Below are 19950 nucleotides of genomic sequence, written 5' to 3' on the forward strand. Positions count from 1 at the left end.
GCGCGCGTCCCCGGTCTTCCGAGGGTGTCCCGGTAGCCTGCGACGTGATGAACGAGTCCGGTGTCCTGAGCACAGAAGCCGCTCCCGGCGGACGGACCGGCGCGGAGCGAACCGCCACCTGGATGGTCGGCGAGCGGCTCTCATGCGTGCTCCACATGGGTGACAGCTCGCTCGCGTACCTGCTGGCCGACCAGGGCCACGAGGTGGTCATCGCGGGCGACGACGTCACCGGCGTCCGCCACCCCGAGATCCAGTACGTGAAGAGCCAGGGCGAGCGCTTGCCGTTCATCTCCGACGTGTTCGACGTCGTCATCGCCCCCGAGCTGCGCGACGCGCCCGTGGCGCTCGCCGAGTACGCCCGCGTGCTGATGCCCGGCGGCCTGCTCTCCACCGTCACCCGCACGTACGACAGCTCGATCCCCTGGATGCGCAAGCTGCGCGAGATCGTCGGCGACTGGTCCCCCGCGCACACCCCGGCCGACACGTTCACCGCCAGCGGGCTGTTCGAGGAGCCGGAGACCAACGAGTTCGGCACCTGGGAGGAGCTCGACCTCGCCGGCCTGCTGCGCTTCGCCGAGCAGACCAAGCACCCGTCCGTCGGCGACGACGCCATGGCGCGCGTGCACGAGCTGTTCACGTCCTACGGTGCCCAGACCGGCACCCTGCGGCTGCGCCACCAGACGCACTGCCTGCGAGCACGCGTCGTCAAGGAGAACCTCGCCCGCGAGGAGGCTCCGCCGGACGCGACGCTGATCGAGCTCGGCTAGGAACATCTCGATACACCTGCTCGCAGAGCTCGCATGCACTCGATCATCGAGCGGTGCGTCTCGGGGGTCGAGTGCGTTCGCGAGCGCCAGCGAGCTGGGCGTGTATCGAGACCACGAGGCGGATGCAGGCTCGTCTGACCCCTATATCGGCGCGGCGCGGCGCACGAGCGACCGCACCATGGCCCGGCGCTTGGCGATCTGGTCCGACAGCAGCACCTTCGTGCTGCGGCGGACCGGCTGACGGTGGAACAGGTGGTAGTTCTCGCCGTTCGTCGTGAGCTGGTAGCCGAGCCGCTCCGCCAGGATCTCCAGGGACCGACGGGTGTGGAACGCGATGTGCTGGCCGGAGCCGAGCATGTAGTACCACCACTCGTCCGGCTTCGGCGGCGCCGCAGGGTCGTGCAGCATCGTGGTGAAGAACATCCGGTCGTTCGCGGCGGCCACCTTGGCGAGCTCCTCGGCCGGGTCGACCAGGTGCTCCATGACCTCGAACGCCGTGACCATGTCGTACGAGTCGAGCTCGTCGCCGTCGAACCCCGGCGCGAGGACGTTCTTGGCGTACGGGTCGAACGTGTAGAAGTCGAGGCCCTTGTCGCGCATCATCCGGGTGAGCGTGCCGTAGCCGCCGGCCCAGTCGAGGAACCGGCCGCTGCCGAGCCGCTCGCTGCGGATCAGCAGCGACGTCACCGTGGCGAGCAGGCGACTGCGACGCAGCAGGCCGGCGTCGCCGTCGTAGATGGCGCTGTCGTACGCCTCGTCGAGCCAGTACGGGTTCGGGGCGGTGATGATGCCGCACGACGGGCAGAGGTGGAACTCCACCTCGTAGCGATCGAGCACCGTGCCGTTCTCGAAGTGCTGCATCCGGGTGCCGCAGATGACGCAGTCGTGGTCCTGGCCCTGGGTGCGCTCGCTCACCGCAGCAGTGTAGGGCGTGTCTGCGGGATTCGTCGGCACTCTCTCCTACCGTTGCGAGAGAAGGAAGGAGAAGGCATGAGCGAGTCACTGGTCGACCTCGGGCTGGCCCTGGTGTGCGGGACCTGCGAGTGCGAGATCGACTTCCCCGATGCCACCACCGCGGAGGTGGGCGTGTGCCGCGAGTGCGGCATCGCGTTCCTCGTCGACCGCCCCGTCGCGAGCAGCCGCACCGCCTGAAACCTCCGTAGACTTGCCCGGTGAAGTTCCTCAACGGGCTGCAGCCGGCGCACGACCTCACGTACAACGACGTGTTCATGGTGCCGGGCCGCTCCGACGTCACGTCGCGGTTCGACGTCGACCTCTCCACCTCCGACGGCACCGGCGCCACGATCCCGATCGTGGTCGCCAACATGACCGCGGTCTCGGGTCGTCGCATGGCCGAGACCATCGCGCGCCGCGGCGGCATCGCGATCATCCCGCAGGACATCCCGATCGACGTGGTGGCCTCCACCGTCGCCCGGGTCAAGGCCTCGCACACGCTCTACGAGACGCCGGTGACCGTCGACCCGACGATGACGATCGGCGAGACCCAGGTGCTGCTGTCGAAGCGCGCGCACGGCGCCGCCGTCGTCGTCGAGGACGGCAAGCCGGTCGGCATCGTCACCGAGCGCGACGGCGCCGAGATGGACCGCTTCGCCCAGGTGCGCGAGGTGATGAGCGGTGAGCTGTTCACGGTCGAGGCCGGGCTGGAGGCGCGCGAGTACTTCGACGCCCTCGCCGGGTCGCACATCGGGATCGCGCCGGTGCTCGACGGGGGTCTTCTCGCCGGCGTGGTCACCCGCACCGGCGCGCTGCGCTCCACGATCTACACGCCGGCCGTCGACGCGGACGGCCGCCTCGTCGTCGGTGCCGCCGTCGGCATCAACGGCGACGTCCGCGCCAAGGCGGACGCCCTGCTGGCCCTCGGGATCGACGTCATCGTCGTCGACACCGCGCACGGTCACCAGGAGAAGATGCTCGAGGCCCTTCCGCTCGTCGTCGCGGCGCGTGACGCCCACGCCGAGCGCACCGGCCGTCGCGTGCCGGTGGCGGCGGGCAACGTGGTCTCCCCCGACGGCACCCGCGACCTGATCGCCGCCGGCGCGGACGTGGTGAAGGTCGGCGTCGGACCGGGCGCCATGTGCACCACGCGGATGATGACCGGCGTCGGTCGGCCGCAGTTCTCCGCCGTGCTCGAGTGCGCCGAGGCCGCGCGCGCCGAAGGCCGCCACGTGTGGGCCGACGGCGGCGTCCGCTACCCGCGCGACGTCGCCCTGGCCCTCGCGGCCGGCGCCGGCAGCGTCATGATCGGCTCCTGGTTCGCGGGCACGTACGAGAGCCCGGGCGACATCCGGCACGACACCGACGGCCGCCCGTACAAGGAGTCGTTCGGCATGGCGTCGTCACGCGCCGTGGCCAACCGCACCCGCGACGCCGCCGGTTTCGAACGCGCCCGCATGGCCCTGTTCGAGGAGGGCATCAGCACGTCGCGGATGTACCTCGACCCGGCCCGCCCCGGGGTGGAGGACCTCCTCGACGCCATCACCGCCGGCGTCCGGTCGTCGTTCACCTACGCCGGCGCCCGCACGCTCGAGGAGTTCGCCGACCGCGTGGTCGTCGGCGTCCAGAGCGCGGCCGGCTACGACGAGGGCCGCCCCCTCCACGCCAGCTGGTAGTCACCGTCGTTTCGACAGGCTCAACGACCGGTGGTTGAGTGAGCCCCGGTCCTTGAGCTTGTCGAAAGGACGTTCTGAGCGGCGATCCCCGCCACGACGATCGCGAGGCCGTCGGCGAACGTGTCGGCGCGGGCGAGCGGGTCGTCGTCGATCGCCCCGGCGCTTCCGGCCTGGAGGGCTAGCTGCTCGTCGGTGACGTGGCCGAGCACGAAGTACAGGACCGTGGCGGCCGCCACCGGGTCGCCGAGGATCTCCTCGAGCCGGGCGCCGGGATCCACCTCGCCGAGCCCGAACGCGTGGGCGGCCGCCACCAGCTCGCCGCCGTCGCGGTAGGCCAGCATGGCGTCGCGCAGCGCGTGGGCGTAGCCGCGCACCTGGTCCTCCCAGGAGCCGTCGACCGGACGGTCGCCGCGGCGCAGCACCTCGTCGGCCACTGCGGCGAGCAGGGCCTGCTTGCTCGGGAAGTGCCAGTACAGGGCGCTGGCTCTGACGTCCAGGTCGGCGGCGAGGCGGCGCATCGACAGGTCGGCCAGTCCGTACCGGTCGAGCACGTCGAGCGCGTGCTCGACGACGTCGGACCGGGAGTGGCTCATGACGCCGCACGCTACCTGAACACCGTTCACCTGAGCCAGGGATTCGGACCCTAGTCGGCACGGGCCCGGTCCCCTAGGCTGCCCGACACGCGGATGCCTCGGGGGACGTCTTCGCGGCGACGCGTCACATAGGGGGAACATCACGATGCGCAGAACCAAGGGGTGGGCTGTGTCCGCAGCCCTGACCGCGCTGGCCGCCACCGCCGCTGGGATCCAGTCGGCGTCCGCGGCGCCCAGCGACCGCCCGGCCACGCAGACTCGCCAGATCTCCGAGGACGGCTCCCGGGCCGACTCGGCGATCGCGAAGGCCCGGGACCATGCCGACCGCACCAAGGTCGGCGCCCACCAGAAGCTCGTCGTCACGGACGCGCTCGCCGACTCCACCGGCGAGACCCACGTCCGCATGCGCCGCACCTACCAGGGGCTCCGCGTGATCGGCGGCGACCTCGTCGTCCACCAGTCCGCGAACGGCGCGTTCGAGGGATCCTCGCAAACGCTGAAGGCGGACCTGACACTGTCCGCGCAACCGGAGGTCACGGCCGCGAAGGCCGCGGCCAAGGTCAAGGCGAGCAAGGACTCCAAGCCCGAGCTCGTCGTGGACGCCACCACCGCCACCCCGCGCCTCGCCTGGCGGGTCACCGTCAGCGGCGCGCAGAAGGACGGCACCCCGAGCCGCATCGACAACTACGTCGACGCCCGCTCCGGCAAGGTCATCCGCAGCGAGCAGCGCATCCAGACCGTCGATGGTGACGGCAACACGCTGTACAGCGGTCTCGTCCCACTGCGCCTCACCCAGTCCGGGTCGTCGTACCAGCTGAAGGACCCGACGCGCGGCGGCACCTACACGGTCGACGTCAACAACGGCACCGACAACATCCTGTGCACGCTGCTCGGCCTCGGCTGCCCGAAGGAGACGCTGTTCACCAGCACCGACACCCACTTCGGCACCGGCTCCAACAGCAACCGTGAGTCCGCCGCGGCCGACGCGCAGTTCGGCACCAACGTCACCTGGGACTACTACCAGCAGACGTTCGGCCGCAACGGCATCTTCGGCACCGGCGCCGGCTCGTACAACCGCGTCCACTACGGCAAGAACTACGTGAACGCGTTCTGGGACGGCAAGCGCATGACCTACGGCGACGGCGACGGCTCCGGCTACGGACCGCTCACCTCGCTCGACGTCACGGGCCACGAGATGTCGCACGGCGTCACCGAGAACACCGCCGGTCTGACCTACTCCGGCGAGTCCGGCGGTCTCAACGAGGCCACCAGCGACATCTTCGGCACGATGGTCGAGTTCTTCGCGGCCAACAGCCAGGACCCGGGCGACTACCTCATCGGCGAGGAGTTCGACCTCGCGCACCACACCGGGTTCCGCCGCATGGACAACCCGGCGAGCGACGGTGACTCGCTGAGCTGCTGGTCGACGAACGCCAAGAACGTCGACGTGCACTACTCCTCCGGCATCGGCAACCACTTCTTCTACCTGCTGGCCGAAGGGTCGGGAGCGAAGACGATCGGTGGGGTCGCGCACAGCTCGACGACCTGCAACGGCTCCACGGTGACCGGCATCGGCCGGGCCCAGGCCGCGGCGATCTGGTACCGCGCGCTCACGGTCTACATGACGTCGAGCACCAACTACGCCGGTGCTCGCACCGCCACGCTGAACGCTGCCAGTGACCTCTACGGGGCAAGCAGCGCCCAGCGCAACGCGGTCGCGGCCGCCTGGAGCGCGGTGAGCGTCGGCTGAGCCACGGCAAGGGTTCGGTCGTCAGTAACCGCCGGAGTATCCGCCGTCGCTGTCGGACTCCGCGGGCTCCTTCTTGACGACCGAACCCTTGTCGTCCAGCACGTACCAGATCTGGTCCACTCCCTGCCCGTTCACGTCGCCGGCCGCCTTGTCGCCGGCGTAGTAGTACAGCGGGTGACCGGCGTAGGTGGCCTGGTTCCCCGTCGTCGTCGTGCCGATGAGGCTCGCGTTGGCACCGTCGCCGGCAGTCGGCTTGCCCTTCACGACGGGCCACTGCGCCTTGCACGTGGCGTCACAGTCCATCGACGCGGTGTTGTCGCCGTCGTGGACGAAGAGGTAGAGCGTGCGGCCGCTGCCGTCGACGAGGATGTCGCCGAGCGACGAGTCGGCCACGGCGATCGTCGACGGGTCCTGCGGGGCGGAGCTGGCCGGGGCGCCGGCGTCGTCCGATCCGGAGGAGTCCGACCCGCAGGCGGTGAGGCCGAGCGCGATCGTGGCGGTGAGGCTGAGGATGGCGAGGAGTCGCTTGGTCATGGCCGTGGTACGCGGGGGCAGGAGAAAGGGATTGACCGCAATCCATCCGACGCTCCCGGACGTACCGTGAGGTGTGGAAGTGTTCTCCCGCGCTGATCGCACCGCGGACGCCGCGCTCATCGCGGGGTTCGCGCTCGGTGACGCGCAAGCGACCACGGCGTTCGTCCGTCGCTTCCAGCACCCGGTCTTCGGCATGGCGTACTCGGTGACCCGGGACCAGGGCCTCGCCGAGGACGTCAGCCAGGAGGTGTTCGTGCGCGCGTGGAAGGCGGCCGGGAGCTACGACGTGCGGCGCGCGTCCGTCCTCACCTGGCTGCTGACGATCACCCGGAACGCCGCCATCGACGCGATCCGGACCAAGCGCCCGACGCCCGTCGACGACGACTCCCTCGACCCGCTGCTCGAGGCGACGCTCCAGCCGCCGAGCGCCGAGGACGTCGCGCTGCTGTCTCTGGAGTCGCGGCAGGCGGCGGAACGGCTGCGGAGCCTGCCACCGGAGCAGGCCCGGGCCGTCACGCTCGCCGTCATCGGCGGCTGCACGGCCGCGGAGGTCGCCCGGCGCGAAGGCATCCCGCTGGGTACGGCCAAGACCCGGATCCGGACCGGCCTGCACCGGCTCCGCGACGCGATGAAGGAGGCCCGGCATGACTGACGAGCACCTGACCGACGACGCGCTCGTCGCGCTCGCCCTCGGTGACTTCGGGCCGGGCCAGGACGACGAGCTGCAGCACCTCGGCACCTGCAGGACGTGCCGCGCCGCCTACGACGAGCTGTCCCGCACGGTCGACTCCGTGATGACGGCGGCCCCGTCGGTGGCGCCGCCCGCCGGGTTCGAGGCCGGGGTCCTCGGCCGCATCGCGGCCGAGGCCGCTCCCCGCCGACGTCCACGACGCACCCTCCTGCTCGTCGCCGCGGCCGCCGCGGTGCTCGGCGTCGCTCTCGGAGCGGTCGGTGCCCGGACGCTGGTCGACGATCCGACGCTGTCCGCCAGTGCCGACGGCGCCGCGCTGCGCACCAGCTCCGGCTCCGAGGTCGGCACGGTCGAGCCCAGTGCCGTCGGCGGCGAGGAGGTCGTCGTCCTGCAGGTCACCGACGGCAGCCCCGGGACGCACTACACGTGCCGGATGGTGCTCACGGACGGCAGCACGCGCGACGCCGGCGACTGGCGGATGCCGGCGTCCGGACGCTCCACCTGGATCGCCTACGGCTCCGCGGACACCGTCGATCGGGTCGAGCTGGTGACCGACGACGGCGACGTCTGGTCGTCGGCAGAACTTTCCTGATCGTTCACCGGCGAAACCTCTTCCCATCCCCCGGACCGTGACGTAGGTTCCACCTGTCACACCGACGATCGGGGGATCCGTGGGCACCATTCGTACGCGCCTGTGCGCACTCACCAGCGGCCTGGCGGCCGCCGCAGCCATGGGCGTCGTCGCGATGCCGAGCGCGTCCGCGGCGCCGAGCACCCTCGTCGTCAGCGAGGTCTACGGCGGGGGCGGCAACACCGGCGCCCCGTTCCAGAACGACTTCATCGAGCTCTACAACGCGGGCTCCTCCGCGGTGGACCTCTCCGGCTACTCGGTCCAGTACCACTCCAGCTCGGCGACCGGCAGCTGGCAGGTCACCGGGCTCCCCGGCAGCATCGGCGCCGACGAGCACTTCCTCGTCGCCGAGGCGGCCGGCGCCGGGAACGGCGACCCGCTGCCGACCAGCCAGGCGTCCGGGTCGATCAGCATGTCCGGCACGAGCGGCACGGTCGCGCTGGTCCACGGCACCGCCGCGCTGACCTGCGGGGTCGACTGCACCACCGACGCAACCGTCGTCGACCTGGTCGGCTACGGCACGGCGGCCATCCACGAGGGAGCGACCGCAGCGCCGGCGACGTCCAACACGACGTCGGCCCAGCGGAACGCGTCGGGTGCGGACACCGACGACAACGGAGCCGACTTCAGCACGGCAGCACCGACTCCCGAGGGCGACGGCGGCGGCAGTGGCGACCCCGAGCCGGGCGACCTGCGCATCCACGACCTCCAGGGCGACGGGTGGATCTCCCCGAAGGCAGGCGAGCAGGTCACGAACGTGCCGGGCATCGTCACCGCCGTGCGCACGAAGGGCTCGCGCGGCTTCTGGATCCAGGACTCGACCCCCGACGACGACCCGGCCACGAGCGAGGGCGTCTTCGTCTTCGGCAGCCCCGGGAACGTCGCCGTGGGCGACTCCGTGCTGGTCAGCGGCAAGGTGAGCGACTTCTACCCGAGCGGGCCGCCGTCGAGCGGCTCCGACCTGTCGGTGACCGAGATCGGCTCCCCGACCGTCACGGTGCTGTCGAGCGGCAACGACGTGCCGGCGCCGATCGTGATCGGGCCGACCACCGTGCCGGGCACGTACGCCCCCGACCTCGGCGGCTCGAACATCGAGGGCACGCCGGTCACGCCCGACCGCAGCGCGCTCGACTTCTACGAGTCGATCGAGGGCATGCGGGTCCAGGTCGACGACGCCCGTGTCGTCGGGCCGTCGAACAAGTACGGCGAGCAGTTCGTCACCACCAAGCCGGACAAGGCCGCGAGCTACCGCGGCGGTGCCGTGCTGCTCGGCGAGAACCTCATCCCGTCCGGACGGCTCGAGGTCGTGGCCAACGACGGCGCGAACCTCGGTCTCGACGTCGGCGACGTGCTGCAGGGCGCCACCGTCGGGCCGATCGACTACTCCGACTTCGGCGGCTACCTCGTGGCGGCGCAGACCGTCGGCACGGTCCAGCACAACCACCTGCCGCGCGTCACGGCGAGCGCGCAGACCGCCCGCCAGCTCGCGGTCGCGACGTACAACGTCGAGAACCTCGCGCCGTCGGACTCCGACAGCAAGTACGCCGCGCTCGCGGAGGGTGTCGTGGAGAACCTGGCGAGCCCGGACGTCGTGGCGCTGGAGGAGGTCCAGGACAACACCGGCGCGACGGACGACGGCGTCGTGGACGCGACCGACACCCTGACGAAGCTGACAGCGGCCATCTCCGCCGCCGGCGGCCCGGACTACGAGTGGCGCAGCGTCGACCCGGTGAACGACAAGGACGGCGGCCAGCCCGGCGGCAACATCCGCGTGGCGTTCCTGTTCAACCCGAAGCGGGTGAGCTTCGTCGACTCCGGCAGCTCCACGGTGGACCGGTCCACCACCGGCACGCAGGTCCAGAAGCACGTCTTCGCCCTGCCAACGCTGTCCCTCTCTCCCGGTCGCATCGATCCGACGAACCCGGTCTGGCGCGACAGCCGCAAGCCGCTCGTCGGCGAGTTCCGGTTCCGGGGCAAGCCGGTCTACGTCATCGCCAACCACTTCAACTCCAAGGGCGGCGACCAGAACGCCGACGGCCGGTACCAGTACCCGGAGCAGTCGTCCGCGACCCAGCGGGCCGGCCAGGCGCTCGTCGTGCACCGGTTCGTCGAGCAGCTGAAGGCGGCGAGCAAGCAGGCGCGCGTCGTCGTGCTGGGCGACTTGAACGACTACCAGTTCAGCCCGACCCTGTCCGTCCTCCGCACCGGCAAGGCCGACGGCACCGGGACGCCGATCCTGAACGACCTGATCACGACGCTCCCGGCGGACCAGCAGTACACGTACATCTTCAACGGCGTCTCCCAGGTGCTCGACCACATCCTGGTGACCCCGAACCTGAAGAAGGTGCAGTACCAGGTCGTCCACGTGAACGCCGAGTACCACGACCAGGTCAGCGACCACGACCCGCAGGTCGTCCGCATCACGCCGTGATCTCGATACACCGCCTCGTTCCTCGGCGGCACTCGATCACCGGTGGTCGAGTGCCCCCGCGAGCGCCAGCGAGCTGGGGGTGTATCGAGACCACCTCAGCCAGTCAGGACTCCGTGCTCGACGCAGCGGGCGGACCAGCCGCGGGGCACGACCTGGACCACCATGCGGCGGCGGCAGTGCGTGCAGAACCGCGGCGGCTCCATGGTCAGGCGGTCACGGCAGCGCGCGTGGTCGCCGGACGCGAGGTCCTCGCCGCAGTGGCCGCAGTACGTCACAGGGTCTTGGACAGCTCGCGGATCGGCATGCCGAGCTCGGTGAGCAGGTTCAGGTCCTCGTCGGCGTCGCGGCCGAGCGTGGTCAGGTAGTTGCCGACGATGACGGCGTTGATGCCGCCGAGCAGGCCGTCGCGGGTGCCGAGGTCGCCGAGCGTCAGCTCACGGCCGCCGGCGTAGCGCAGGATCGTGCGCGGCATCGCGAGGCGGAACGCGCCGATGGCCCGGAGCGCGTCGGCGGAGCTCATGACCTCCTGGTCGCCGAACGGCGTGCCCGGGCGCGGGTTGAGGAAGTTCAGCGGCACCTCGTGCGGGTCGAGCGCCGCGAGCTCGGCGGCCAGCTCGGCGCGCTGCTCGAGCGTCTCGCCCATGCCGATCAGCCCGCCGCAGCACAGCTCCATGCCGGCCTCGCGGACCATCTGGCAGGTCTCCCAGCGCTCCTCGTACGAGTGCGTGGTGACGACCTGCGGGAAGTACGACTTCGCGGCCTCGAGGTTGTGGTTGTAGCGGTGCACGCCCATCTCGACGAACTCGTCGACCTGCTCCTGCGTGAGCATGCCCAGCGACAGCGCGATGTTGATGTCGACCTCGGCCTGGATGGCCTTGATGCCCTCGCGCACCTGGTCCATCAGCTTGCGGTCGGGGCCGCGGACGGCGGCGACGATGCAGAACTCGCTGGCGCCGGTCTTCGCGGTCTGCTTCGCCGACTCGACGAGCTCGGGGATGTCGAGCCACACCGAGCGCACGGGCGACTGGAACAGGCCCGACTGGCTGCAGAAGTGGCAGTCCTCGGGGCAGCCGCCGGTCTTGAGCGACACGATGCCCTCGACCTCGACCTCCGGACCGCACCACGCCATGCGCACCTCGTGCGCCAGCTCGAGCAGCGCGGGGACGTCCTCGTCCGGCAGCTGGAGGATCTCGACGAGCTGGTCGCGGTCGAGACCGCGGCCCTCGGCGAGCACCTGGGTGCGGGCGGTCTGCAGGATGCTGCTCACGTGGTCCCCATTCTTTGACACCGAATCGTCCGCGATCCTAGCCTGAACGCTGTTCAGGAGATAGGGGCCCGGCGGGGGTGCCGGGCCGTGGCGGCGAAGGAGCCCCGTGACCGTCAGTCAGCTCGACGCACGCCACGTCTGGCATCCGTACGCCCCGATGCACGACCCGAACCCGCCGCACCAGGTGGTGTCGGCGTCCGGCGTGACGCTGACCCTGGCCGACGGAACCGAGCTGCTCGACGGCATGTCGTCGTGGTGGGCCGCCGTGCACGGCTACCGGCACCCGCGCCTTGACGCCGCCGTCATGAAGCAGCTCGACTCGATGGCGCACGTCATGTTCGGCGGCCTCACCCACGAGCCGGCCGTCGAGCTGGTCCGGCGGCTCGTCGACCTCACGCCAGCCGGCCTCGACCACGTCTTCCTCGCCGACTCCGGATCGGTCTCCGTCGAGGTCGCGCTGAAGATGGCCCTGCAGTACCAGCGTGGTCGCGGCCAAGCGCAGCGCACCACGATGCTGAGCATCCGCGGTGGGTATCACGGCGACACGTTCGGGGCGATGAGCGTCAGCGACCCGGTGGGCGGCATGCACGAGATGTTCACCGACACCCTCGCCTCGACCGTCTTCCTCCCCCGTCCGCCGGCGGGCCTCGACGCGGACATCGACGCCTGGATCGCCGAGTCCACGTCGCTCGTCGAGCAGCACGCCGACCGCGTCGCCGCCGTCATCGTGGAGCCCGTCCTGCAGGGCGCGGGCGGCATGCACGTCTACCCGCCCGCCGTCGTCCGCTGGCTGCGCGAGCAGGCCGACGCGCACGGCTGGCTGCTGATCCTCGACGAGATCGCCACCGGCTTCGGCCGCACCGGCACGATGTTCGCCACCGAGCGTGCGGGGGTCGTCCCCGACGTCATGTGCGTCGGCAAGGCCTTGTCCGGCGGCTACCTCACGCTGGCGGCCGCGCTCTGCACCTCCGACGTCGTCGAGGGCGTCGAGGCGAGCGAGGCCGGCGCCCTCATGCACGGCCCCACCTACATGGGCAACCCGCTGGCCTGCGCCGTCGCCTCCGCGAGCCTCGACCTCCTGGGGGAGAATGACGCGCTCGCTGCAGTCGCCCGCGTCAACGCCGGTCTCGAGTCCGGTCTCGCGCCCGCCCGCGACCTCGGCCACGTGCTGGACGTCCGGACGCTCGGCGCAGTGGGCGTCGTGCAGCTCGACCGTCCCGTGGACATCCCCGTGGCCGCCCGCGCCGCAGCCGGTCTCGGGGTCTGGATCCGGCCGTTCCGCGACCTCGTCTACGTCATGCCGCCGTACGTCAGCACCGACGACGAGGTGGCCCGCATGGCGGCCGCCGTGGTCGCTGCGGCACAGTCGTGCGTATGAGCTTCGACGACTGGCTCGCCGAGCAGGCGGCCAAGCGTCGGGACGCCGGGCTCGAGCGCTCGCTGGTGTCCCGCGCGCCCGACGACGACCTGGTCGACCTCGCCGGCAACGACTACCTCGGCCTCTCCCGCGACTCGCGCGTCGTGGCCGCCGCGTCCGGCGCAGCCCACCGCTGGGGCGCCGGCGCGGGTGCGTCGCGCCTGGTCACCGGCACGCTCGGCGTCCACGACCAGCTCGAGGCGGCGCTCGCCGTCTGGGTGGGCACCGAGGCTGCGCTGGTCCACTCCACCGGGTACCACGCGAACCTCTCGGCAGTGACCGCCCTGGCCGACGCCGACACGCTTATCGTCTCCGACGCCCACGTCCACGCCTCCCTCGTCGACGCGTGCCGGCTGGCCCGAGGCCGCGTCCAGGTCGTGCCGCACCTCGGGGTCGCCGAGGTCGAGGAGGCACTGTCCGAGCGCACGGAGTCGCGCGCCCTCGTCATCACCGAGTCGATCTTCTCCGTGCTCGGCGACGCCGCCCCGCTGACCGAGCTCGCGGACGTCTGCGCGCGCCACGGTGCCGTGCTGGTCGTCGACGAGGCGCACGGCCTCGGCGTCGCCGGCGACGGCGGGCGGGGGCTGGTGAACGCCACCGGCCTGGCCGGGCGCCCGGACGTGGTCGTGACCCTCACGCTCTCCAAGGCACTCGGCGCGCAAGGTGGCGCGGTGCTCGCGTCGCAGGCCGTCGTCGACCACCTGGTCAACCGCGCCCGCCCGTTCATCTACGACACCGGGCTGGCGCCGGCGGCAGCCGGAGCGGCGCACGCGGCCCTCGACGTCATCACCCTCGAGCCCGCCCTCGTGCAGCGCGTCAACACCGTCGCCACGGCACTCGCCGACACCGTCGGAGTCGACCGCCCGGCCGGCGCCGTGCTGTCGGTCCCGATGCCGGGACCCACCGAGGCCGTCGCCGCGCAGGCCGCCTGCGCTGCGGAGGGCATCCGGGTCGGGTGCTTCCGGCCACCCTCCGTCCCCGACGGCATCAGCCGGCTCCGCCTCACCGCCTCCGCCGGCATCTCCGACCTGGACCTGGCCCGCGCCTGCGACGTCCTGAAGACCGTCCTCCCGTGACCCGCTTCATCGTCGTCACCGGCACCGACACCGGCGTCGGCAAGACGGTCGTCACCGCGGCGCTCGCCCGGCTGTTCCAGTCGCGCGACCAGACCGTCCGGGTGGTCAAGCCCGTGCAGACCGGTGTCGCCGAGGGCGAGCCCACCGACGCCGACGAGGTCAACCGCCGGTGCGGCGAGATCGCCGAGGACCTGGCCCGACTCGGCCAGCCGCTCGCGCCCGAGTCGGCCGCGCTGGCCACCGGTGACGCGCTGCCCACGGTCGCCGAGCACGTCGAACGGATCCGCGCCGTCGACGCCGACGTCGTGATCGTCGAGGGGGCCGGCGGCGTGCTGGTCCGGCTCGACCTCGACGGCGGGACCATCGTCGACGTCGCCACGGCGCTCGACGCCGAGGTCGTCGTCGTCACGCGGGAGTCGCTCGGCACGCTCAACCACACCGGGCTCACCGTCGAGCACCTGCGCCGGGCCGGCCTCGACCCCGTCCTCGTGCTCGGCTCCGTGGACGCCGTCCCGTCCCTGGACGCGTCGCACAACCACGACGACCTTCCCCGCCTCACCGGCTGCCGGGTCGTCGGCCGCGTTCCCGCAGGTGCGGGCGGCATGGAGGTCGAGGACTTCCGCCACGACGCGCCGGCCTGGTTCGCCGAGCTCGACTGAAAGCCGAAGGTTGCGGCGTGTGACCTGTCGCACATCGCGCCGGTTTCCCCTACGGTCGTCGTGGGCGCGGCAACGTGCCGCGCTTCATCGGGGGAAGAGGTGAATCCTGTGGTCGAAGAGATCACACCGGAGGCACACGCGGAGTACCAGCGCATCCACGCGACCGGCGACTTCGCCGAGCTCAAGCGGTCGTACCTGGGCTTCGTCGTGCCGCTGACCATCGCGTTCATGGTCTGGTACCTGCTGTACGTCCTGGCGTCGAACTGGGCGACCGACTTCATGGCCCACAAGCTCGTCGGCAACATAAACGTGGCGCTGGTGTTCGGGATCCTGCAGTTCGTCACCACGTTCGCGATCGCGTACTGGTACGCCAAGTACTCGTCGCGGCGGACGGACCCGATCGCGGACTCGCTCCGTGATCAGTACGAGCAGGAGATCGAGCGATGATCGACCTTCTCCTCCCCATGGCCACCGAGGACGACAAGCAGAACCTCACCGGCGGGCTGTTCGTCGTCGTCGTCCTCCTCACCGTCGCCATCACGTTCTGGGCGAGCCGGAACACCAAGACCGCCAAGGACTACTACGCCGGTGGCCGCAGCTTCACCGGCTTCCAGAACGGACTCGCCGTCTCGGGCGACTACATGTCCGCGGCGTCGTTCCTCGGCATCTCCGGAGCGATCGCGCTGTCCGGCTACGACGGGTTCCTGTACTCGATCGGGTTCCTCGTCGCGTGGCTGGTGGCCCTGCTGCTCGTCGCCGAGCTGCTCCGGAACTCCGGGCGTTACACGATGGCCGACCAGCTCGCGTACCGGATGCGTCAGCGCCCAGTACGCACGGCGGCCGCGACGTCCACCGTCGTGGTGTCGATCTTCTACCTGCTCGCCCAGATGGTCGGCGCCGGCGCCCTCGTGGCGCTGCTGCTCGGCGTCAGCAGCGAGTCGGCGAAGAACTGGACCATCGCGGGCGTCGGCGTCCTGATGATCTTCTACGTCGTCGTCGGCGGCATGAAGGGCACCACCTGGGTGCAGATCGTGAAGGCCGTCCTGCTGATGACGGGCACGATCCTCATCACGGTTCTCGTGCTCGCGAAGTTCGACTTCAACCTCTCGGACCTCCTCGGCACTGCCGCGGACGAGAGTGGCAAGGGCTCGGCGTTCCTGGAGCCCGGGCTGAAGTACGGCGTCTCGACGACGAGCAAGATCGACTTCGTCTCGCTCGGCCTCGCACTCGTGCTCGGCACCGCCGGGCTGCCGCACATCCTGATCCGCTTCTACACCGTGCCGACGGCGCGGCAGGCGCGGAAGTCGGTGCTGTGGGCGATCGGCCTGATCGGCAGCTTCTACCTGATGACGCTGGTCCTCGGCTTCGGCGCCGCGGCCCTGGTCAAGGGGGACGAGAAGACACAGATCGCCGACTCCGGCGGCAACCTCGCGTCACCACTCCTCGCGGAAGCCGTCGGCGGTGGCAACGGGTCCACGGGCGGAGCGGTGCTGCTGGCGCTGATCTCGGCGGTGGCGTTCGCGACGATCCTCGCGGTCGTGGCCGGCCTGACGCTCACGTCGGCGTCGTCGGTGGCCCACGACCTCTACGCGAACGTGTGGAAGCGCGGAGCGGTCACCGAGAAGCAGGAGGTGAACGTCGCACGCGTGGCGGCCTTCGTCATCGGCGGCATCGCGATCGCCCTGGCGATCCCGGCGCAGAAGCTGAACATCGCGTTCCTCGTGGCGCTCGCGTTCGCGGTGGCGGCGTCGGCCAACCTGCCGGCTCTGCTCTACAACCTGTTCTGGAAGCGGTTCAACACGCGCGGTGCGGTGTGGAGCATCTACGGCGGACTGATCGTGTGCGTCGGCCTGGTGTTCTTCTCGCCGGTCGTGTCGGGATCGGAGACGGCACTGTTCACCGACCACGACTTCCACTGGTTCCCGCTGAGCAACCCGGGCATCATCTCGATCCCGGCCGGCTTCCTCTTCGGCTGGCTGGGCACCGTGACCTCGACGGACCGCACCTCCGAGGACCGGTACGTCGAGCTGGAGGTCCGCGCGCTGACGGGCGCCGGTTCGGAGAAGTAGGGGCCGGAGTGCCCCGCGAGTGACCTCGGTCACCCGCGGGGCACAATGGCGAAAGAGCCGACGGAGGAGAGACATCGTGACCAGCGAAGCCATCGACAACCTGTCCCGTGAGGATCGACGTTTCGAGCCGCCGGCGGACCTCGCCGCCGACGCGAACGTGAAGGCCGACGCCTACGAGACGGCGAGCGCCGACCGGTTGGCGTTCTGGGAGGAGCAGGCGAAGCGGCTGGACTGGGAGACGCCGTGGGAGCAGGTCCTCGACTGGTCGGGCGCGCCGTTCGCGAAGTGGTTCGTGGGCGGGAGGATCAACGCCGCGTACAACTGCGTCGACCGGCACGTCGAGGCCGGCAAGGGCGACAAGGTCGCGTTCCACTGGGTCGGTGAGCCGGAGGACGACACCCGCGACATCACGTACGCCGAGCTGAAGGACGAGGTCTGCAAGGCGGCCAACGCGCTGCTCGAGCTGGGCGTGCAGTCCAGCGACCGGGTCGCGATCTACATGCCGATGATCCCGGAGACCGTGGTCGCGATGCTCGCGTGCGCCCGGATCGGCGCGCCGCACACCGTCGTGTTCGGCGGCTTCTCCTCGCAGGCGCTGATCGACCGCATCCACGACTGCGACGCCCGGGTCGTCATCACCGCCGACGGCGGCTACCGCCGGGGCGAGCCGGCCGGCTTGAAGCCCGCCGTCGACACCGCCCTGGAGCAGTGCCCCGACGTCCGCTCGGTGCTCGTCGTCCGCCGCACCGGCCAGGACGTCGACTGGACCGAGGGTCGCGACGTCTGGTGGCACGAGCTCGTCGACGGCCAGTCCGCCGAGCACACGCCCGAGGCGTTCGACTCCGAGCACCCGCTGTACGTGATGTACACGTCGGGCACCACGGGCAAGCCCAAGGGCATCCTGCACACCACCGGCGGCTACCTCGTGGGCACGTCGTACACGCACTGGGCGGTCTTCGACCTCAAGCCCGACACCGACGTCTACTGGACCGCCGCCGACATCGGCTGGGTCACCGGCCACAGCTACATCGTCTACGGGCCGCTGGCCAACGGCACCACGTCGGTCATGTACGAGGGCACCCCGGACACGCCGCACAAGGGCCGCTGGTGGGAGATCATCTCGACGTACAAGGTCAACATCCTGTACTGCGCGCCCACCGCCATCCGCACGTTCATGAAGTGGGGCGCCGAGATCCCCGAGAAGTACGACATGTCGACGCTGCGGGTCATCGGCTCCGTCGGTGAGCCCATCAACCCCGAGGCCTACGTCTGGTACCGCGAGACCATCGGCGGCGGACGCTGCCCGGTCGTCGACACCTGGTGGCAGACCGAGACGGGCCAGATCATGATCAGCCCGCTGCCAGGCGTCACCGCCGGCAAGCCGGGCTCGGCCATGACCCCGCTGCCGGGCATCGAGGCCAAGGTCGTCGACGACGAGGGCAACCCCGTCGGCAACGGACACGGCGGCTACCTCGTCCTGACCGAGCCGTGGCCGGCCATGCTGCGCGGCATCTGGAACGACGACGAGCGGTTCAAGGAGACCTACTGGTCCCGGTTCAAGGACATGTACTTCGCCGGCGACGGCGCCAAGCTCGACGACGACGGCGACATCTGGCTGCTCGGCCGCGTCGACGACGTCATGAACGTGTCGGGCCACCGCATGTCGACCACCGAGATCGAGTCGGCCCTGGTGTCGCACCCGAAGGTCGCCGAGGCGGCGGTCGTCGGCGCCAACGACCCGGACACCGGCCAGGCCGTCCACGCCTACGTCATCCTGCGCGAGTCCGCCGGCGACGGCGGCCCGGAGGTCGTCCAGGAGCTCCGCGACCACGTCGCCAACGAGATCGGCAAGATCGCCCGCCCGAAGTCGATCATGGTCGTCCCCGAGCTGCCCAAGACCCGGTCCGGCAAGATCATGCGCCGCCTGCTCCGCGACGTCGCGGAGAACCGCGAGGTCGGCGACGTCACCACGCTGGCCGACACGAGCATCATGGACAAGATCAGCGCCGGCATGCAGGACGCCAAGAACCAGGAGGACTGATGACGCCACCTGAGGAGCGAAGCGACGAACGGTGGCGCAGGTCGAGTGTGCACGCCGAAGGCGTCCGGCGTATCGAGACCATCTGAATGCTTCGAAGTGGTCTCGATACACGCCCTCGTTCCTCGGGCGCGCTCGACCACCGGCTCGATGCGCAGGCCAAAGACCATCGGTAGGGTCGGAGCATGACTGACGTCGATCAGAAGCCGGACGAGCCCACCATCGGACGCCTGGTGGCGGAGGCCAGCCGCGACATCTCGAGCCTCGTCCAGGCGGAGATCCAGCTCGCCAAGTCCGAGCTGAAGGTCAGCGTCCGCGCCGGCGGCATCGGCGCTGCGATGCTGGCCGTGGCCGGGTTCCTCGGACTGCTCATCACGGTTTTGGTCTCGATCTCGATCGCGTACTTCCTCGTCATGGCCGGTCTCGACCCTGCGTGGGCGTTCCTGATCGTCGCCGGCGCCTACCTGCTGCTCGCGGCCCTGCTCATCGGCCTCGGCATCGTGATGCTCAAGCGCATCCGCGCGCCCAAGAAGACCATCGAGACCGCAGGGAAGATCCCGGCAGCACTCAAGGGCGACCCCGGAGGAGCAGCCCGGCGACCGTAGCGGCGAGGCCCGCGAGGGCCAGCACGAGCAGCCACGCGTTCAGGGAGTCGCTCGCCCGGTCGACGAGCAGGTCGCGCATCTCGCGCGCGAAGTCCGTGCGCGCGGGCGTGCGGTCGAGCACCTCGGGCACCGCCCAGCCGGTGGCCACGCGCAGGACGCCCGCCACCAGGAGCGCGCCGACGCCGAGCCCCGCCAGCGCGAGCCCGCGTCGTCGCGCGAGCACGAGGGTCAGCAGGGACGCGACGCCGATCACGACCAGGCCGATCTTGGACTGGCCCGGCGTGTCCTCGACACGGTCGAGCACCTCGGGATCCGGGGAGTCGTAGACCGGCACCTTCAGCGTGGACGGGACGTCGACCGGGACCGGGAGCCCGCCGCTCGCCTTCTTGACGACGAAGGAGGCGATCGGGCCGATGTCGACCGTCAGCCGGTCCGCACCCCGGTCGAACGTGAGGCGGTGGGTCCGGCGCTGCGAGTCCTCCCACGCGTCGACGAAGCCGGGATCGTCGGAGAGCTGCGCGGCGAACCGCGCCACGACCTGGGCGACCGCGGCACTGGCGGCGTCGGGCAGACCGGCCGCCGAGCCGACGTCGTCCGACACCTGTGCGGCGAGCGCCTTCTGCAGCTCGGTGTCGTCGACGAACGTCCGGGTGAAGTCGACGTAGCCCTGCTCGTCCGCGACGTGCGTGGCGATCCAGAGCGCCGGCACGGTGATGATCGCGGCCACCACCGCGACGATCCAGGCGACGACCGATCCAGCTCTACGCATCAGGCGACTCCCGTCGCGGCCGC

At 70.8% G+C, this 19950-nt stretch carries 20 protein-coding genes; 14 read left to right on the forward strand and 6 right to left on the reverse strand.

Annotated elements, in window-relative coordinates:
• Positions 1-47: 47 nt before the first annotated feature.
• Positions 48-767, forward strand: a complete 720-nt coding sequence (locus FHP06_RS09300; protein ID WP_147686090.1) for a methyltransferase domain-containing protein — start codon at positions 48-50, stop codon at positions 765-767.
• Positions 768-908: 141 nt separating this feature from the next.
• Here the strand turns inward: FHP06_RS09300 and FHP06_RS09305 are convergent, their stop codons facing one another.
• Entirely contained in the window at positions 909-1682 is a 774-nt protein-coding gene (locus FHP06_RS09305; protein WP_147686092.1) for a class I SAM-dependent methyltransferase, read from the reverse strand.
• Between the two features lie 75 nt (positions 1683-1757).
• Here FHP06_RS09305 and FHP06_RS16020 point away from each other — a divergent pair, with 75 nt between their 5' ends.
• Together FHP06_RS16020 and FHP06_RS09310 are read left to right on the forward strand one after the other, a co-directional pair.
• Complete coding sequence (locus tag FHP06_RS16020; protein WP_187271870.1) at positions 1758-1919, forward strand: hypothetical protein; 162 nt, start codon at positions 1758-1760, stop codon at positions 1917-1919.
• A gap of 20 nt (positions 1920-1939) precedes the next feature.
• Positions 1940-3397 (forward strand): GuaB1 family IMP dehydrogenase-related protein, encoded by a 1458-nt coding sequence (locus FHP06_RS09310; RefSeq protein WP_147686094.1) that lies wholly within the window; start codon positions 1940-1942, stop codon positions 3395-3397.
• A 20-nt stretch (positions 3398-3417) separates the two neighbouring features.
• Here the strand turns inward: FHP06_RS09310 and FHP06_RS09315 are convergent, their stop codons facing one another.
• Entirely contained in the window at positions 3418-3990 is a 573-nt protein-coding gene (locus tag FHP06_RS09315) for a TetR/AcrR family transcriptional regulator C-terminal domain-containing protein (RefSeq protein WP_147686096.1), read from the reverse strand.
• Between the two features lie 169 nt (positions 3991-4159).
• Between FHP06_RS09315 and FHP06_RS09320 the strand changes: the two genes are divergently transcribed.
• Positions 4160-5740: a M4 family metallopeptidase gene (locus tag FHP06_RS09320; protein ID WP_230973461.1), complete on the forward strand. Its 1581-nt coding sequence runs from the start codon at positions 4160-4162 to the stop codon at positions 5738-5740.
• Positions 5741-5761: 21 nt separating this feature from the next.
• Here FHP06_RS09320 and FHP06_RS09325 read toward each other — a convergent pair whose 3' ends face one another.
• Positions 5762-6274, reverse strand: a complete 513-nt coding sequence (locus FHP06_RS09325; protein ID WP_147686099.1) for a COG4315 family predicted lipoprotein — start codon at positions 6272-6274, stop codon at positions 5762-5764.
• A 73-nt stretch (positions 6275-6347) separates the two neighbouring features.
• On the opposite strand from FHP06_RS09325, the gene FHP06_RS09330 reads away from it, so the two are divergent.
• The 3 genes from FHP06_RS09330 (at position 6348) to FHP06_RS09340 (ending at position 10027) form a co-directional block, all read left to right on the forward strand.
• Positions 6348-6926, forward strand: coding sequence for an RNA polymerase sigma factor (locus FHP06_RS09330; protein WP_147686101.1), 579 nt, complete (start codon positions 6348-6350; stop codon positions 6924-6926).
• Complete coding sequence (locus FHP06_RS09335; RefSeq protein ID WP_147686103.1) at positions 6919-7557, forward strand: anti-sigma factor family protein; 639 nt, start codon at positions 6919-6921, stop codon at positions 7555-7557. Before FHP06_RS09330 ends, FHP06_RS09335 begins: the two co-directional genes overlap by 8 nt.
• A 79-nt stretch (positions 7558-7636) precedes the next feature.
• Positions 7637-10027 (forward strand): endonuclease/exonuclease/phosphatase family protein, encoded by a 2391-nt coding sequence (locus tag FHP06_RS09340; RefSeq protein ID WP_222706437.1) that lies wholly within the window; start codon positions 7637-7639, stop codon positions 10025-10027.
• Positions 10028-10122: 95 nt separating this feature from the next.
• On the opposite strand, the gene bsaP is transcribed toward FHP06_RS09340, so the two are convergent.
• Both bsaP and bioB read right to left on the reverse strand, forming a co-directional pair.
• Positions 10123-10302, reverse strand: a complete 180-nt coding sequence (gene bsaP / locus FHP06_RS09345; RefSeq protein ID WP_147686105.1) for a biotin synthase auxiliary protein BsaP — start codon at positions 10300-10302, stop codon at positions 10123-10125.
• Positions 10299-11294, reverse strand: a complete 996-nt coding sequence (gene bioB / locus FHP06_RS09350; RefSeq protein WP_147686107.1) for a biotin synthase BioB — start codon at positions 11292-11294, stop codon at positions 10299-10301. The genes bsaP and bioB overlap by 4 nt, the downstream gene beginning before the upstream one ends.
• 106 nt (positions 11295-11400) lie before the next feature.
• Between bioB and FHP06_RS09355 the strand changes: the two genes are divergently transcribed.
• The 7 genes from FHP06_RS09355 (at position 11401) to FHP06_RS09385 (ending at position 19158) form a co-directional block, all read left to right on the forward strand.
• Positions 11401-12672 (forward strand): adenosylmethionine--8-amino-7-oxononanoate transaminase, encoded by a 1272-nt coding sequence (locus FHP06_RS09355; protein WP_269140122.1) that lies wholly within the window; start codon positions 11401-11403, stop codon positions 12670-12672.
• A complete protein-coding gene (locus FHP06_RS09360; RefSeq protein ID WP_147686109.1) occupies positions 12669-13787 on the forward strand; it encodes an 8-amino-7-oxononanoate synthase in 1119 nt (372 codons plus the stop codon). Before FHP06_RS09355 ends, FHP06_RS09360 begins: the two co-directional genes overlap by 4 nt.
• A complete protein-coding gene (gene bioD, locus FHP06_RS09365; RefSeq protein ID WP_147686111.1) occupies positions 13784-14446 on the forward strand; it encodes a dethiobiotin synthase in 663 nt (220 codons plus the stop codon). The genes FHP06_RS09360 and bioD overlap by 4 nt, the downstream gene beginning before the upstream one ends.
• A gap of 108 nt (positions 14447-14554) precedes the next feature.
• On the forward strand, positions 14555-14893 hold the full coding sequence (locus tag FHP06_RS09370; RefSeq protein WP_222706438.1) for a DUF485 domain-containing protein: 339 nt from the start codon (positions 14555-14557) through the stop codon (positions 14891-14893).
• Positions 14890-16515 (forward strand): solute symporter family protein, encoded by a 1626-nt coding sequence (locus FHP06_RS09375; protein WP_147686113.1) that lies wholly within the window; start codon positions 14890-14892, stop codon positions 16513-16515. Before FHP06_RS09370 ends, FHP06_RS09375 begins: the two co-directional genes overlap by 4 nt.
• Before the next feature lie 76 nt (positions 16516-16591).
• The gene (acs, locus tag FHP06_RS09380; RefSeq protein ID WP_147686115.1) at positions 16592-18556 is read left to right on the forward strand and encodes an acetate--CoA ligase; all 1965 of its coding nucleotides are present in this window, start codon (positions 16592-16594) and stop codon (positions 18554-18556) included.
• Between the two features lie 182 nt (positions 18557-18738).
• A complete protein-coding gene (locus tag FHP06_RS09385; protein WP_147686117.1) occupies positions 18739-19158 on the forward strand; it encodes a phage holin family protein in 420 nt (139 codons plus the stop codon).
• On the opposite strand, the gene FHP06_RS09390 is transcribed toward FHP06_RS09385, so the two are convergent.
• On the reverse strand, positions 19121-19927 hold the full coding sequence (locus FHP06_RS09390; protein ID WP_147686119.1) for a hypothetical protein: 807 nt from the start codon (positions 19925-19927) through the stop codon (positions 19121-19123). The genes FHP06_RS09385 and FHP06_RS09390 overlap by 38 nt on opposite strands.
• Positions 19928-19950: the final 23 nt, after the last annotated feature.

This window comes from Aeromicrobium terrae, from assembly GCF_008039565.1.
In the GTDB taxonomy this organism is placed as follows: Bacteria; Actinomycetota; Actinomycetes; order Propionibacteriales; family Nocardioidaceae; genus Aeromicrobium; species Aeromicrobium terrae.